This window comes from Hamadaea sp. (genome assembly GCF_013362815.1).
Lineage (GTDB): Bacteria > Actinomycetota > Actinomycetes > Mycobacteriales > Micromonosporaceae > Hamadaea.
This window is the reverse complement of sequence record NZ_JABFVK010000013.1, coordinates 285,744-299,884: the sequence shown is the minus strand read 5'-3', so window position 1 is coordinate 299,884 and position 14,141 is coordinate 285,744. Positions and strand designations below refer to the sequence as shown.

General features: G+C 67.2%; 9 protein-coding genes. 2 read left to right on the top strand and 7 right to left on the bottom strand.

Annotated features, from left to right (window positions below):
- The first annotated feature begins 85 nt into the window (after nucleotides 1-85).
- A complete protein-coding gene (locus HOV77_RS06370; RefSeq protein WP_290858875.1) occupies nucleotides 86-1,885 on the top strand; it encodes a family 43 glycosylhydrolase in 1,800 nt (599 codons plus the stop codon).
- A 59-nt stretch (nucleotides 1,886-1,944) separates the two neighbouring features.
- Here HOV77_RS06370 and HOV77_RS06365 read toward each other — a convergent pair whose 3' ends face one another.
- The 6 genes from HOV77_RS06365 to HOV77_RS06340 all read right to left on the bottom strand — a co-directional run bounded on the left by HOV77_RS06365 (nucleotide 1,945) and on the right by HOV77_RS06340 (nucleotide 10,863).
- A complete protein-coding gene (locus HOV77_RS06365) occupies nucleotides 1,945-3,060 on the bottom strand; it encodes a ricin-type beta-trefoil lectin domain protein (protein ID WP_290858872.1) in 1,116 nt (371 codons plus the stop codon).
- 19 nt (nucleotides 3,061-3,079) lie between these two features.
- Nucleotides 3,080-4,759 carry a ricin-type beta-trefoil lectin domain protein gene (locus HOV77_RS06360; RefSeq protein ID WP_290858870.1) on the bottom strand — a complete coding sequence of 560 codons (1,680 nt, stop codon included), beginning with the start codon at nucleotides 4,757-4,759 and terminating at the stop codon, nucleotides 3,080-3,082.
- A 66-nt stretch (nucleotides 4,760-4,825) separates the two neighbouring features.
- The gene (locus tag HOV77_RS06355; protein ID WP_290859685.1) at nucleotides 4,826-6,124 is read right to left on the bottom strand and encodes a ricin-type beta-trefoil lectin domain protein; all 1,299 of its coding nucleotides are present in this window, start codon (nucleotides 6,122-6,124) and stop codon (nucleotides 4,826-4,828) included.
- Between the two features lie 107 nt (nucleotides 6,125-6,231).
- Nucleotides 6,232-8,268, bottom strand: a complete 2,037-nt coding sequence (locus HOV77_RS06350; RefSeq protein WP_290858868.1) for a family 43 glycosylhydrolase — start codon at nucleotides 8,266-8,268, stop codon at nucleotides 6,232-6,234.
- A gap of 334 nt (nucleotides 8,269-8,602) precedes the next feature.
- Nucleotides 8,603-9,409, bottom strand: a complete 807-nt coding sequence (locus HOV77_RS06345) for a methyltransferase domain-containing protein (RefSeq protein ID WP_290858866.1) — start codon at nucleotides 9,407-9,409, stop codon at nucleotides 8,603-8,605.
- A gap of 47 nt (nucleotides 9,410-9,456) precedes the next feature.
- Nucleotides 9,457-10,863: a hypothetical protein gene (locus tag HOV77_RS06340; RefSeq protein WP_290858861.1), complete on the bottom strand. Its 1,407-nt coding sequence runs from the start codon at nucleotides 10,861-10,863 to the stop codon at nucleotides 9,457-9,459.
- Between the two features lie 154 nt (nucleotides 10,864-11,017).
- Between HOV77_RS06340 and HOV77_RS06335 the strand changes: the two genes are divergently transcribed.
- Complete coding sequence (locus HOV77_RS06335; protein ID WP_290858856.1) at nucleotides 11,018-13,810, top strand: BTAD domain-containing putative transcriptional regulator; 2,793 nt, start codon at nucleotides 11,018-11,020, stop codon at nucleotides 13,808-13,810.
- 56 nt (nucleotides 13,811-13,866) lie between these two features.
- On the opposite strand, the gene HOV77_RS06330 is transcribed toward HOV77_RS06335, so the two are convergent.
- A complete protein-coding gene (locus tag HOV77_RS06330; RefSeq protein ID WP_290858853.1) occupies nucleotides 13,867-14,100 on the bottom strand; it encodes a hypothetical protein in 234 nt (77 codons plus the stop codon).
- Nucleotides 14,101-14,141: the final 41 nt, after the last annotated feature.

Below are 14,141 nucleotides of genomic sequence, written 5' to 3'. Positions count from 1 at the left end.
CCCGCAGACCCGTGAGCGTAGGGACGTCCCGTGCCCTCGTCCCTACGCTCACGGCCTTTCGACTCTTCGACTCAAGGCGGCTTCGATGAGGAAGATCCTCAGATTTGTGATCGCGACGTTGCTGGTCGGCGTCGTGCTGGTTCCCGGCCCGGCTCGGGCCGACAATCCCATCGTTCAAACCATCTACACGGCCGACCCCGCGCCGCTCGTCTACAACGGCCGGGTCTACCTCTACACCGGACATGACGAGGACGGCTCGACCTACTTCACGATGCGCAATTGGCGCGTCTGGTCGTCGGCGGACATGGTGAACTGGACCGACCACGGCTCACCCATGAGTCTGTCCACGTTCAGCTGGGCAAGCTCCGACGCGTGGGCCGGCCAAGCGGTCTACCGCAACGGCAAGTTCTACTGGTACGTCCCCGTAAGGATGTCCAACGGATCGCAGGCCATCGGCGTGGGCGTCGCCGACTCCCCCACCGGACCCTTCCGGGACGCCCTCGGCCACCCGCTGATCCAGAACGCCGAGATCGATCCGACGGTCTACATCGACGACGACGGCCAGGCCTATCTCTATTACGGCAATCCGCATCTGTGGTACGTGCGGCTGAACGCCGACATGATCTCCTACTCGGGCAGCCCGACGCAGATCCCGCTCACCACAGCGGGGTTCGGCACCCGGACCGGCGACGCCAACCGCCCCACGTTGTATGAGGAAGGGCCGTGGTTCTACAAGCGCGGCGGCCTGTATTACATGGTGTTCGCGGCCAAGTGCTGTTCGGAGTTCATCGCGTACTCCACCGCGCCTGGGCCCACCGGACCCTGGACCTACCGCGGAACGATCATGCCGACCCAGGGCAGCAGCTTCACCAACCATCCCGGACTCGTCGATTTCAACGGCGGTTCGTACTTCTTCTACCACAATGGCGCGCTGTCCGGCGGCGGTGGATACACACGGTCCGTCGCAGTGGAGAAGTTCAGTTACAACGCCGACGGGACGATCCCGACGATCAACATGACGACGACGGGCGCGCCCCAGGTCGGCGTGCTGGACCCGTACGTGCGGCAGGAGGCCGAGACCATCGCGTGGGAGTCGGGTGTCGAGACCGAACCCGCGAGCGAGGGCGGGATGAACGTCGGGTGGATTCAGAGCGGTGACTGGATCAAGGTGAAGGGCGTCGGGTTCGGTACGGGCGCGTCCTCCTTCTCGGCCCGCGTCGCGTCCGGAACCAGCGGTGGCTCCATCGAGCTGCGGCTGGACAGCGCCACCGGCACGGTCGTCGGGACGTGCGCCGTCCCGGGTACCGGCGGCTGGCAAACGTGGTCCACGGTCACCTGCGCTACCAACGGAGCGACCGGTACGCACGACCTGTATCTACGGTTCACCGGCGGCAGCGGGTACCTGTTCAACCTGAACTGGTGGCAGTTCGCCAGTGGACCGTCCGGTGGTGGGTATCCGACCGGGTATCACCCGCTCGTGATCGGCAACAACAGCCTGTGCCTCGACGTGAGCGGGGCCTCGACCGCGGCCGGCGCGGCCGTGACGCAATACACGTGCAGCGGGCAGACCAACCAGCAGTTCCAGTTCGTCCCGGTGTCCGGCGGCTACGGCCGGTTGCAGGCGCAGCATTCCGGCTATGACGTGGCCGTCGCCAACAGCTCGACGGCGGCTGGTACGCCGAACATCGTCCAGCAGGCGCCGAACAGCGCGCCGAACAGCCTTTGGCTGCCCGTGCAGCAGTCCGACGGTTCCTACTCGTTCAAGAACCAGAACAGCGGGCTGTGCCTGGACGTCTACGGCGCCAACAGCACGCTCGGCCAGCAACTCGATCAATGGCAATGCAAGAACGCACCCGCAACGAACCAGGACTTCACACCCCGCTGAGCTAGCCGAACGAGGGGGGCGTGCCTCGCACGCCCCCCTCGTTGCTGTGCAGGTGTGGTTCAGCTTCGCAGACTCCACTGCTGGTTCGTGCCGGTCCAGCAGGCATACAACTGGAGCTTCGTCCCGTTGGCGGTGGCGGCTCCACTCGCGTCCAGACAGAGCCCGGACTGCACACCGCTGATGGTGCCGTTGGCGTTGACGTTCCATTGCTGGTTGGTCTGGCCGTTGCAGTCCCAGATGATCACAGCAGTGCCGTTGGTCGTCCCGTGGCCGCTCGCGTCCAGGCACTTGTTGCCGTAGACCGTCAGCTGCTTACTCGACGTGTACGTCCAGCGCTGGTTGGTTCCGCCGTGACAGTCCCACAGCTGCGTCTGGGTTCCGTTGGTCGTAGTGGATCCAGGCACGTCGACACACCGGGAGGAGGCGGTTCCGACGATCTCCACGTTCGACGTGCCACCGCCGGTGCCCGGAGAACCGATACTGCCCGAGGCCGAGAGCAACGCCTGGTACCAGACCGCCGCCATCTTGTCGTAACCCGTGGCGGTCGGATGTACGCCGTCGGTCAGATCCGCCGTCGTCAGCGCACTGTGCATGTCTACGAGGTGCACGTGCTTGCCCGCGTTCACCTTGCTCTGGACGATGCCCGGAATCGCGGCGTTGAAGGTGCGTACCGCGGATTCCTGACCGCTGTTGGCCAGCGGGATGATCTGCGCGACGAAGACCTCGGCATTCGGCGCGGTGTTCGTTATGTGGTCGATGAGTGTGGAGAGCCGGTTCGGCGCGGTGCTCACGTTGTAGTTCTGCAGCACGTCGTTGGTGCCGATGTGCAGCAGCACGGTATGCGGCTGATACGTGTTCAGCCAGCCGGTGATGTTCGCGTCGATCTGGTCGATCCGCCAGCCGGGATGCCCTTCGTGGTCGTGGTCGCCCAGGCTCGACGGGCCGTTGTACTGCGAGCCGACGAAGTCGACCGTGTAGCGGCCGGTGGCCAGTCGTTGCCACAGACCGATCCGGTACCCACCCGGCACCTGGGTGCCCTCGGTGATCGAGTCGCCCAGCGGCATGACCCGGACGCCGCCGTTGGACTCCGCGTACGCCGGACCGGACGGCACGGCTAGGAAGGCGACCGCGAGCGACAGCGTCGCCGTCGCCGATCGCCAGAGTTTCTTTCTCATGCGCGTACTCCTGTCGGGGCTATCGACGGGTCCAGGTCTGATTCGATCCACCGTGGCAGGTCCAGAGGATCACGGCAGTGCCGTTGCTGGTGCTGCCGCCGTTGACGTCGAGGCAGAGTCCGGATTGGACGCCGCTGATCGAGCCGTTGGCGTTGACGTTCCACTGCTGGTTGGACTGGCCGTTGCAGTCCCAGATCTGCGCCTTGGCGCCGGCCGTCGCGTTGAGCGGAGCGTCCAGACACTTGCCCAGGCCGCGAATCGTCAGGCCGTCGAACGTCCACCGCTGGTTCGCCTGACCGTTGCAGTCCCAGATGACCGGCTGGGTGCCGTTGGCGGTGTTGCTGTTGGGAATGTCCAGGCACCGACCCGACGCGGCGCTCACCACGGTGGCGGTGACGGTCCCGCTCGGCGAAGGAGACGAGGACCCGCTCGGCGAAGGAGACGAGGTCCCGCCGCCGCTGACTCGGTAGACGACCGCGCCGTGGCCCGGCACGCTCGCGGAGATCGCCCCGGTGGTGGTGCTCGTCGAGTTCGACCAGGCGTCGCGCAGTGTGAACGAGCTGCCGGACTTTCCGATCGCCGCTGCGCTGGTGGTGATGGTCGTCGCGGAGCTTCCCTGATTGAACAAGGCCACGGCGACGTCGCCGTTGGACAGCCGCTTGGCGAGTACCCGCCGGGTGCCGTCGAAGGAGACCTGATTGGCCTGCTGCCCCACGGTGTCCTGGTTGATCGCGATGAGGTTGGCGTTCAGCAGGATGGTCCGGGTGGCGGCGTCCATCGAACGCACGTCGTTTCCGGCGATCAGCGGCGAGGCCATCATCGACCACAGGGCGAAGTGCGTACGCATCTCGGTGTCGGTCATGCCGCCCCGGCCGACCTCCATCATGTCCGGGTCGTTGAAGTGCCCGGGCCCGGCGTACCCGGCGAGCGGAACGTTGACGTTGACGATGTTCTGAATGCCCATGGGATAGCCGTTGGTCTGACCGGTGTCCCAGGCGTTGGTGATGTCCTCGGTCGTACGCCAGATGTTCGCGACGTCACCCCAGTTGCGCTGCGGACCGGTCTTGGAGTGGATGCTGTTGGAGTTGATGCTGTACAAGATCGGCCGACCGGCGGCGGCCAGCGCGTCGCGCATGATCGAGAAGGTTCGCACCTGGTCGTCGATCGTCCCGGTCGGCGAGCACCAGTCGTACTTGAGATAGTCGACGCCCCAGGCGGCGAACTGCCGGGCGTCCTGAGCTTCGTGACCTTGGCTGCCGGTCGATCCGGGCCAGGAGTTGAAGTACTGCGCACAGGTCTTGGTCAACGGGGCCTCATAGAGGCCGAACTTCAGGCCTTTGGCGTGGATGTAGTCGCCCAGTGCCTTCATGCCGCTCGGGAAGCGGCTCGAGTCGCCTTGCAGGTTGCCGTTGCCGTCGCGGTTGGGGTTGAACCAGCAGTCGTCGATGACCACGTACTGGTATCCGGCGTCGCGCATGCCGTTGGCCGCCATGGCGTCGACGACCTGATGGATCAGCGACTCGTTGATGTTGCAGCCGAAGGTGTTCCAGCTGTTCCAGCCCATCGGCGGAGTACGCCCTACGCCGTTCTCCAACGCCTGCGCGCTTTGCGTGGACAGGAGTGCCACTGTGGCCACGGCGGCTACTAGAGCCGCCGACAAGCTCGCTGCTAGTCGCAGCCGGATGCTACGTCGCACCATCGATCCCTTTCGTGAAGGGCCGGGGGCAGGCGGCCCGCCCAGGCCGCCTGCCACCGGCGAGGAGTGTCAGCTTCGGGTGGTCCATTGCTGGTTGGTGCCACCGGTGCAGGACCAGAGCTGGATCTTGGTGCCGTTGGCCGTCGCAGTCCCCGCCGCGTCCAAGCACAACCCCGACTGAACACCGGTGATCGTGCCGTTGACGTTCAGATTCCACTGCTGATTCGCCTGACCGTTGCAATCCCAGATGATCGCCGCAGTCCCATTGGACGTGCCCTGACCAGACGCATCCAGACACTTGTTGCCGTACACCGTCAACTGACGACTCGCCGTGTAGGTCCACCGCTGGTTGGTGTTGCCGTGACAATCCCACAACTGCACCTGCGTACCGTTGGCAGTCGAAGAACCCGGCACATCGACACACCGGCCCGACGCCCCACCCACGACCATCACGTTCTGCCGGCTGCCACCCGACGACGTCACCGACGGCGACGGCGACGGACTCCCCGAATCACTGCCGAACTGCGAGATGAATCGCCAGGCCTCGCCCTTGGTCCAGGTACGGGTGCCGTCCTCGCAGCCCGAGCAGCCGTCGACCGGCCCCGGGCCGTGACCGCCGTCGAAGGCCGCCCACTGCACCGGGTATCCGGCCCGGCAGGAGTACTTGGTCGTGATGTGGGTTCCGCTGCCCGCGGCAGGCTCGGGGGCGTTCTGCGCGGCGCATCCGTTGTTCCGCAGGAACGTGTCGCGCAGCGATCGTCCGAGCGAGATGTTGAGCACGTTGTCGGAGACGCCGTGGATGCCGAAGTACGCGATCGGCTGCGTACCGCCGCTACAGCCGCTCAGTTGCGCGCCGGAGTAGACGACGACTGCCCGGAACACGCTCGCCCGGGCACAGGCGACCGCATAGCTCATCCCGCCGCCGTAGCTGAAGCCCATGGCGTACAGCTGGGCGGTGTCAACGCAGAGGTCGCCCTGGATCCGGCTGACCATGGCGTCGGTGAAGGCGAGGTCTTCGCCGTTGTTGTTGGCCCAGCCGTTGCCGAAGCCTTGCGGCGCCACGAGGATCGCCGAGTTGTTCGACTGCTCCTGCATGCCGTAGTACGCCCAAGAGGCCCCGCTGGTTCCGCCGGAGGCTACGTCGTTCATGGTGCCGCCGCGCCAGTGGTAGGCGAAGATCAGCCGATAGGGATTGGCGTTGTTGTAGTTCGCCGGGATGCGCAGGATGAAGGTGCGGTTGACGCCGCCGACGGAGATGGTGTTGGTTCCGTTGACAAGGGTGGGATTGCGTCCGCAACCGGCGGTCGCCGCGGCGAGCGCGGGGACGTCGGCAGCTGAGGCGGAGCCGAGGACTGCGCTGGCAGCCATGCCCGCCACGATCGTGGCGAGCGTCGCCCCGGCCGCCACTAACAGGCGGATCGGTGTGCGAGCAGGCCGAAGCCGGCTCAAGAGGCGTGTCATGAGATCTCCTGTGCTCACGGGGTGGTGATGTCGAGGCGCTCCACGGTGACCGCGCCACCGAGCGCTTGGGTGGCGTAGTTGAAGACGCCGTAGCGGTAGCCCATGAAGAACTGCCAGGCGTTGTTCAACGTGAAGCCGGTCCCGAGCGACTGGAAGGTGACGCCGTCGGTGCTGTACGCGAAGCGCGCCTGCCGGCCCGATCCGGGATTGACGTCGGCACTGACGCGGAGCCAGATACGACCGCCGGAGACGGCCGCTCCCGCTACCTCCGTCCCGGTGCTTGTGGTGTTCCAGTTGCCGTCCATGGTCAAGCCGCTGGTCATGACGACCCGGGTCGCGCCGTTGTCCCGCTTGACTCCGATCCACGCCGACGAGTCGCGGAGCATCGCCAGTCCGGCTCGGTCGCCGTCTCGCATACCCCCGTAGTTGAGGACGATCGTGGCCGTGGAGGTCGGACCTTGAATGCGATGAGTCAGGGTGTCGCGGGCCGCGTACAAGTCGTTGGTGACCGTGGCGGTGGACAGGTGAAGGCCGCTGCCGGTGGACCACTTCGTGTTGTCGGGATTGTGGTTCCACTCGTACTGCGGGCCGAGGGTGGCGGTCGTGAACGAGTCGCTGCCGATCATCGGGTTCACCGTGCGCGGCGGCGTGGGCAGGTTCGGCGACGGGTAGGAGCTGCCCCAGCCGCCGTTCACGGTGGTGATGACGGGCCATCCGTCGGCGGTCCACGTGATCGGCGCCATCACCGGGATCCGGCCGCCCGGGTACGCGTCGACGAACGCCATGTAGTACCAGTCGCCGTTCTGCGTCTGGACGAGTCCGCCCTGATGGGGCACCCCGCCGCCGGACACCGGCCCGGGCATGTTCAGCAGCACCTGGTGGACCTCGTAGGGCCCCCAAGGGCTGCTGGACTTGAGGATGTACTGGCCGTTCGCCGGCTTGGTCACGAAGATGTAGTACGAGCCGTTGCGCTTGTAGAACCGGGATCCCTCGAGGGTCCCGATGTTCGACGGCGAGCTGTAGACCTGCTGTGTGCGTACCTGGCTCAGGCCGTCCGCCGACAGTTGGGCCACGCTGATGTTGGTATTGCCGTACGCGACATACATGGTGTCGTTGTCGTCCACGAGCAGGCCCGCGTCGTAGTAGCAGTTGTTGATCTGCGAGCGCTTCGTCCAGCTGCCGTCCACTGCGGACGCCGTGTAGACGTAGGTCCGGTTGAACTCGACACAGCCGAGCCAGTAGTAGGTGCTGTTGCTGGCGCGGTAGTTGAACGCCGAAGCCCAGATGCCTTTGACGTACGCCCGGCCGCCGATCAGGTTGTAGGCGTTCGAGCCGAAGTCCAATGAAGGCACCGCGTGTCCGGCGTACTCCCAGTGGACGAGGTCGTAGGAGCGCAGGATGGGCGCGCCCGGCGAGTAATGCATGGTGGACGCCGTGTAGTAGTAGACGTCGCCGACGCGGATGATGTCGCCGTCGGCGAAGTCCTGCCAGACGATCGGGTTGGTGTACGCCGAGCCGCTGCTCCCCGGGTCGTATCCCGGGATCTGCCAGGTGCGGCTGGCGGCCGTACTGCACGGCAACTGCACGAGGCCGGTGTTGTTGGCGGTGCCGTCGCCACTAGGCACGATGCATTTGCTGGAGTGCACGGCGACGACGTTGAATCCTCCGGAGACAGCCTGGAGACGGAATCGCTGGTTGTTCGCCGTATGGCAGGTCCATTGGATGACCGCCGCATTGTCGGCAGTGGAGGCTCCGTTGACGTCGACGCAACTGCCGTTGGTGGCGGTGTGAATGGCGTACTGGTCGGTGGTGCCGGTGACCGGCGTGAACGTGAAGTTCTGGTTGGTGCCGCCCCAGCACGACCACAGGATCAGCTGGGTGCCGTTGGCCGTGGAGCCGTTGGGCAGGTCGGCGCAGGTGTGACTGTTCTGGTTGACGAGCGTGCTGCTGAAGGTGACCGGGGCGGCGTACGCCGGTGGCGGGCCGGCGATCAGCGCGATCAGCGCGGCGACCACCCCGAGCGCGAGCAGCCGCCTGGGTTTCGAGGACATGCGGAATCGACCCTTCTGCCGATGCGAGCGGGTCTGAGCCGAGCGCCCGGAACTCGGGCTCAGCGGAAAATGATCAGCAGGAGGAATTCGCGTGGGTGAGCGAACTCGGACGCGATGACAGGATCGCTTCGACCGTGGCGGCTGTCTGCCGGCCAGGGATGTGACGCCGGGCCAAGGGAACCATGTCTTCCTCCACCAGTGATGGTTGGGAAACGACCGCGGGCTCAACGGCCCGGCTTCACCACGCGGTCTTCACGCTTGCTTTACCGGAAAAGTATCGGAAGATCTTACCCCAGTCAATAGATCATCTTGACTGGGGTCCGCCGGCGGCCGCTCAGCTCGGGCGGCGTCCCCAAGCCGAGATCAGCGGCGCGAGCGTGAGATCGAGAACGCCGGCGTCGACGGCGGCGAGGTGCGCGTCGATCTCGGCGTCGTCGGCCAGTCCGGCGGCGAGAAGTTCGGGGCGGACCATGCGTACCGTCGCGGCTTCCAGGCGATCACAGGCCGTCCCGCCGACCGGGAAGAAGCCGGACGCGGACACTTCGTCCAGTCCCGCGGCCCGCAACGCGCGCGGAAGCGTACGGCCATAGCGCATGTCCGCGCCACGGCGAGTCATCAGCTCCCGCACGGCCCGCCGCAGGCGGTTGGCGCGTTCCTGGGCCGGGCCGACTTCATCGAGGCACGCCAGCGGCTGCAACTCGGTGTCGGCGTCCTCGATCAGCAGCCACCCGCCTGGCCGCAGCGCGGCCACCATCGTCGCCAATGCGCGGGCGCGGTCGGGCACGTGAACGAGCAGGAGCCGCGCGTGTACCAGGTCGAATGTGCCCGGCTCCGGTGGCGCGTCGGTGACGACGTCGTGCCGGAGCACCTCATAGCCTGCCTGGGCGTCCAGCCAGGCCGGATTGATGTCCGTGGCCAGCACATGGCCGGTCGGCCCGACAGCCGTCGCGAGCGCCTCGGGAATGCTGGAACCGCCGGCGCCGACTTCCCAGCAACGCGATCCCGCCTGGACACCGAGCCGGTCGAAATGCCCCCGAGTGACGCCGTCGAACAGCTCGGCGAGCCAGGTGAACCGCTCGCCCGCCTCCACCCGGGCGTTGTCGAGCAGATAACGCTGATCTTCGGGTTGCGATGCGCTCATGCCCACATCCTCGCGCCCCAGGGCGTGCTGGGTGAACGCGACACGGATCACCGACGTTCGGCGAGATCGTCCAGCGCGTCGGTGACGTCCGAGGGCAGCACGTCGTCCGGCAGGAACTCCGACGGTTCCGGCAACGAGGCGCGAGTCCACGGTGATCGCAGTGAGATCACGCTCGCTAGCGCGGTGAGCCCGGCCGCGATCAGGACAGCACCGGTCGTGGACGACGCCGCGGTCAGCTGTCCGCCGATGTAGGCCACCCCCACGACCAACGCCGCCGCCACGGAGATCCGCCAGCCCAGCCAGTCACGGAACCCGGACCATCGCCGGACGAGCTGGATCGATCCGGCCAAGGTCACGGGGAAGACCACCCCGGCCACGACTTCTGGCAACAGATGCTGGACCGCTCCGGCGGCGAGCGCCACGATCGGGATGAGGGGCAGCAAGGCGAGGAATCGCCGACGGGCCCGCCGGGCGGTCGCGGCCGCCGCCGCGATGGCCGCGCCCGGGTCGGCGCCCCGGGGGTTCATGAGCTTGACGACGGGAACCGTCAGGTGGATCAGGATGTTCGCGGCCGCGCGAAGCCGTTCCGTCCGGGCCCAAGCCGCCAGCAGGTAGGCGAAGCGGAACAGCACGGCGTCACGCGCCACGGTCTCCGCTGTCAAACGGCTGTCGTACGCACCCAGCCCGGAGGCATGGCGACGACTCACGGAGGTGAGCACCCCGGCGAGGTACGCCTCGATCGAGGGCCGGAAGCGGACGGCCGGCATCACGGCCGGCAGCCGGCCCGGGTCGTCGGCGTTCGGCACCGCCGCCCGATCGAGCGTGACGGCGACGGCCCAGGAGTGCTTGTCCGCCCAGAGCTCGGAATATCCGAGCCAGTCGATCAGCACGACGCCCGGCGCTGGAATCTCGCCGCGCAGACGGTCAGCCAGCTCGCCGGGCCGACGCCGGGCGAGTCGCCGGACGAAGTGCGACGGCTGGCTGTCCTGCGGCTCCGGCACGATCCGGCCGGGTGTGATCGCCGCGGAGCGGGTGTCGGGCAGCCGCACCAGATCCGACTCAGGCTTCCGTTTCTCGGCGACGAGGACATAGCTGATGAGCGACCGTGCTTCGACGCTGGTCGCCGGGTCCTCAGCGATCTGGGCCAGGCAGTCGAGCATGGCTTCTCGTGTCTGCTCGCGACTTCCGTCCGGTCGGCGGGCAAGGTCTTCGGCGAGAACGATGCCACTCCCCCAGGGGAATACGCCTACCTCCACCTGGCACCAGGCGACTGCCCAGCCCGCCACGATTCGATCGACCCGCGCAGCGTCCGGCAACGCGAGCAGCGCAGGGTGGGCGTACACGTCTCGCAGGGCGGCAACTAGCGGAGACCAGACCGTGCCGACGACTTCCTCGGCCAGGCGGTTTCGCCGGAGACCAGCGATCAGAGCATCGACATCCAAGGAGGCGGGCACAGCGCCATTGTCGAGCGCGGCGTCAAGCGTTCGGCGCGACCTCTGCGCATTGCCCCGACCGGTACGCTCGATAGCCGATCAGCCGTCGTGGCCCGCGCCGCGTACGGCCGGGATCGTCGGCCACGGGAGGCATGATGCACACCGGTATCGGGACATGAGTCTGACCATCAGGGTCCTCGGCCCGCTGTCGGTGTCCGTGGACGGTCGGCCGGTGGAGATCACTGCCGCTCGCCTGCGCACGCTGTTGGTGGCGTTGGCGTTGTCAGCCGATGAAGTGGTGTCGGTCGACCGGCTGGCCGGCATCGTCTGGGATGAGCGACCACCCGCCCATGTCCGGCGTACGGTGCAGACCTATGTGACCCGGTTGCGTCAGGTACTCGGACCGCAAGCCATCGTGACGTCTCCGGTCGGCTACCGGTTGGCCGTCGATCCCCAGCGGGTGGACGCCGTTGCGTTCGAGCGCTTTCTCGATATTCCGCCGAACCCCGATGATCCCGCGGCCGAGCGCGCGAGCCTGGTACGGGCGTTGGCGTTGTGGCGCGGAATTCCGTTCGACGGCCTGCAATCGTCCTGGCTGGCGGCCGTCGAATCGGTCCGTTTGACGGAACGGTATCTGGCCGCGGTGGAGCGGCGCATCGACCTCGATCTCGAGTCGGATGCAGCGGCAGAACTCGTCGCCGAGCTTCAGGATCTGACCGCCCGGCATCCCCTGCGGGAGCGTCTGTGGGGTCAGCTCATGACCGCGCTCGATCGCGGGGGCAGGCAGGCAGACGCCTTGGCCGCCTATCAACGGCTCTACCGGATGCTCGCCGACGAACTCGGCATCGAACCCGGGCATGCAGTTCAGCGGCTGCATCACCAGATCCTGACCGGGTCGAGCGATCCGGGTGCTTCCAGCCGTGCCCTGTCGCATAGTTCGGCTGTCCCGCGTCAGCTGCCCGCCGAGGTAGCGCCTTTCGTCGGCCGAGCGCGCGAACTCGCAGACCTCAATCGGCTCTGCGGTGTGAGCCCGGCGACGAGCATCGTCGTCGACGGGATGGCCGGGGTAGGCAAGACCACACTGGCGGTCCATTGGGCCCACCGGGTGGCCGACCGCTTTCCCGACGGTCAACTGTTCGTCAATCTGTGCGGGTTCCATCCGTTGGGCCAAGTGATGACGGCGTCCGACGCCCTCCGCGGGTTCCTCGAAGCGCTCGACGTGCCGCCGCAACGCATTCCGTCCACCCTCGACGCCCAGGTGGCGTTGTACCGGTCGGTGCTGGCCGACCGGCGGATGCTGATCCTCCTCGACAACGCACGGGACGCCGAGCAGGTTCGGCCGCTGCTTCCGGGCAGTCCGTCCTGCCTCGTCGTGGTGACCAGCCGCAACGAACTCACCGGACTGGTCGCGGCCGAGGCGGCCCGGCCGCTGATGCTCGATCTGCTGTCCAGCCGGGAAGCCCGCCGCGTACTCGTCGGACGGTTGGGCGCCGACCGGGTGGCCGCCGAACCGAGGGCGGCCGAGGACATCATCGCCAGCTGCGGCCGGCTGCCTCTCGCGCTGAGCATCGTCGCGGCCAGGGCAGCCGTCCGCCCGAAGTTCCCGCTGGCGGCGCTGGCCGCCGAATTGGCGGAACCACCACACCGGCTGGATGCGCTGGCCGGCACCGACGAGGTGACCGATCTGCGTACGGTGCTCGGTTGTTCCTATCGGACGCTCAGCACTGCGGCGGCACGAATGTTCCGGCTGCTCGGACTGCATCCGGGCCCGGAGGTGTCGACTGCGGCGGCGGCCAGCCTCGCCGGGGTCGGCAAGACCCAGGCGCGAGCGACGCTGGCAGAGTTGTCGCAGCTGCACTTGCTGACCGAGATCAGTCCCAGCCGATACGCCTTCCACGACCTGCTTCGTGCGTACGCCGTGGAACTGGTCAACGCCGAAGAGCCGGCGACGGAGCGTCAATGCTCTGTACAGCGGATGTACTGCCATTATCTGCACAGTGCACTGACGGCGGGCCATCAGCTCAATCCGCATCGTGTCCACCAGCCGGGACGACGCACGAGCCGCGCTGAACTGCCAGTCGGCGTGATTCCCGAGAGTCCAGGCGACACCGGGCAGGCCCTCGCCTGGCTGGCGGCCGAACACCAGGTGCTGAGAGGCACCCTGGCCGCCATGGTGCGGTCCGGACTGGACGATCAGGCCATCCAGCTCGCGTGGGCGATCGACGGCTACCTGGCTCGCAGCGGCCGGCGCAGTGAATGGGCCGACAATCGGCTCACGGCACTACGGGCCGTCCGACGACTCGGTGATCGGCTGGAGATCGCCTGGGCTCACCGGGGCCTGGCTCGGGCGTACCGCGAACTCGGTCGTTTCGCGGACGCGCGCGAGCAGCTGAGTCAAGCCTTGCCGCTGTTCATCGAACTCGGCGATGAGGCCGGCGCGGCGCACGCACACCTCTCGCTAGGGCAGATCCACGAGATGCAAGGTGACTTCGCCTCCGCGCACGCGTACGCACTCCAGGCGCTTGCCGTCTTCCGCAGTATCGATGACGTTCACGGCGTGTCCACCGCTCTGAACGCGGTGGGCTGGTGCCAAGCCCAGCTGGGTGAACCCGACGCCGGGCTGGCCACCTGCGAGGAGGCGTTGATCCTGCAACGCAAGACCGGCGATCGTTACGGCGAAGCGGGAACCTTGGACAGCCTCAGCGTCATCCACCTGCGCCTAGGCGTACCGGGGCGGGCGATCGACTGTTGCGGCGAGGCGCTTTCCCTGCACCGGGACAACGGCGACCGGTTCGCCGAAGCCCAGACGCTCATCCAGCTCGGCGCGTGCTACCAGGCGCTCGGCGATCCCGGCACGGCCGCCCGATCTCTGACCGAGGCGATCACGATCCTCGACGATCTCGGTCGTCCGGAGGCCGATGACGCCCGGCTCGCCTTGCAGGAGCTGACACTGCAGTCAGGTCGCTAGGTCGGGCAGTGGTGCGTGAGGGTGCCGACAAGGGCACCCTCACGCACCTGTTGTCCCTACCAGATGTATCCGAGGTAGAGGTTCGCGCCGGTGCTGGTTGCCGAGCACCGCCACGCGTCGGCGTCCTGCGCTGCGGCGGCGTCAGGGCCGGCGCTCTGGCACGCCGCCGACGACGGGTAGCTCCCGGCGTACTTCCACGTGTAGATCCCAGCACTGGCCGAGGTCGGCAGTGCGACGGCCCCTGCGACGGCGACGGTGGCGACGAACAGCGCCTTCTTCATGCGCGACATGGACAACTCCGCCTTTCTTCCTGAGAGGTGCAATCCACGCG

Bases quoted from the DNA above. Each gene is read 5' to 3' on its own strand.
- HOV77_RS06355 (WP_290859685.1), bottom strand. From the start codon at position 6,124: ATGGCTGCCAGCGCAGTCCTCGGCTCCGCCTCAGCTGCCGACGTCCCC.
- HOV77_RS06360 (WP_290858870.1), bottom strand. From the start codon at position 4,759: ATGGTGCGACGTAGCATCCGGCTGCGACTAGCAGCGAGCTTGTCGGCG.
- HOV77_RS06330 (WP_290858853.1), bottom strand. From the start codon at position 14,100: ATGTCGCGCATGAAGAAGGCGCTGTTCGTCGCCACCGTCGCCGTCGCA.
- HOV77_RS06345 (WP_290858866.1), bottom strand. From the start codon at position 9,409: ATGAGCGCATCGCAACCCGAAGATCAGCGTTATCTGCTCGACAACGCC.
- HOV77_RS06370 (WP_290858875.1), top strand. From the start codon at position 86: ATGAGGAAGATCCTCAGATTTGTGATCGCGACGTTGCTGGTCGGCGTC.
- HOV77_RS06335 (WP_290858856.1), top strand. From the start codon at position 11,018: ATGAGTCTGACCATCAGGGTCCTCGGCCCGCTGTCGGTGTCCGTGGAC.
- HOV77_RS06365 (WP_290858872.1), bottom strand. From the start codon at position 3,060: ATGAGAAAGAAACTCTGGCGATCGGCGACGGCGACGCTGTCGCTCGCG.
- HOV77_RS06350 (WP_290858868.1), bottom strand. From the start codon at position 8,268: ATGTCCTCGAAACCCAGGCGGCTGCTCGCGCTCGGGGTGGTCGCCGCG.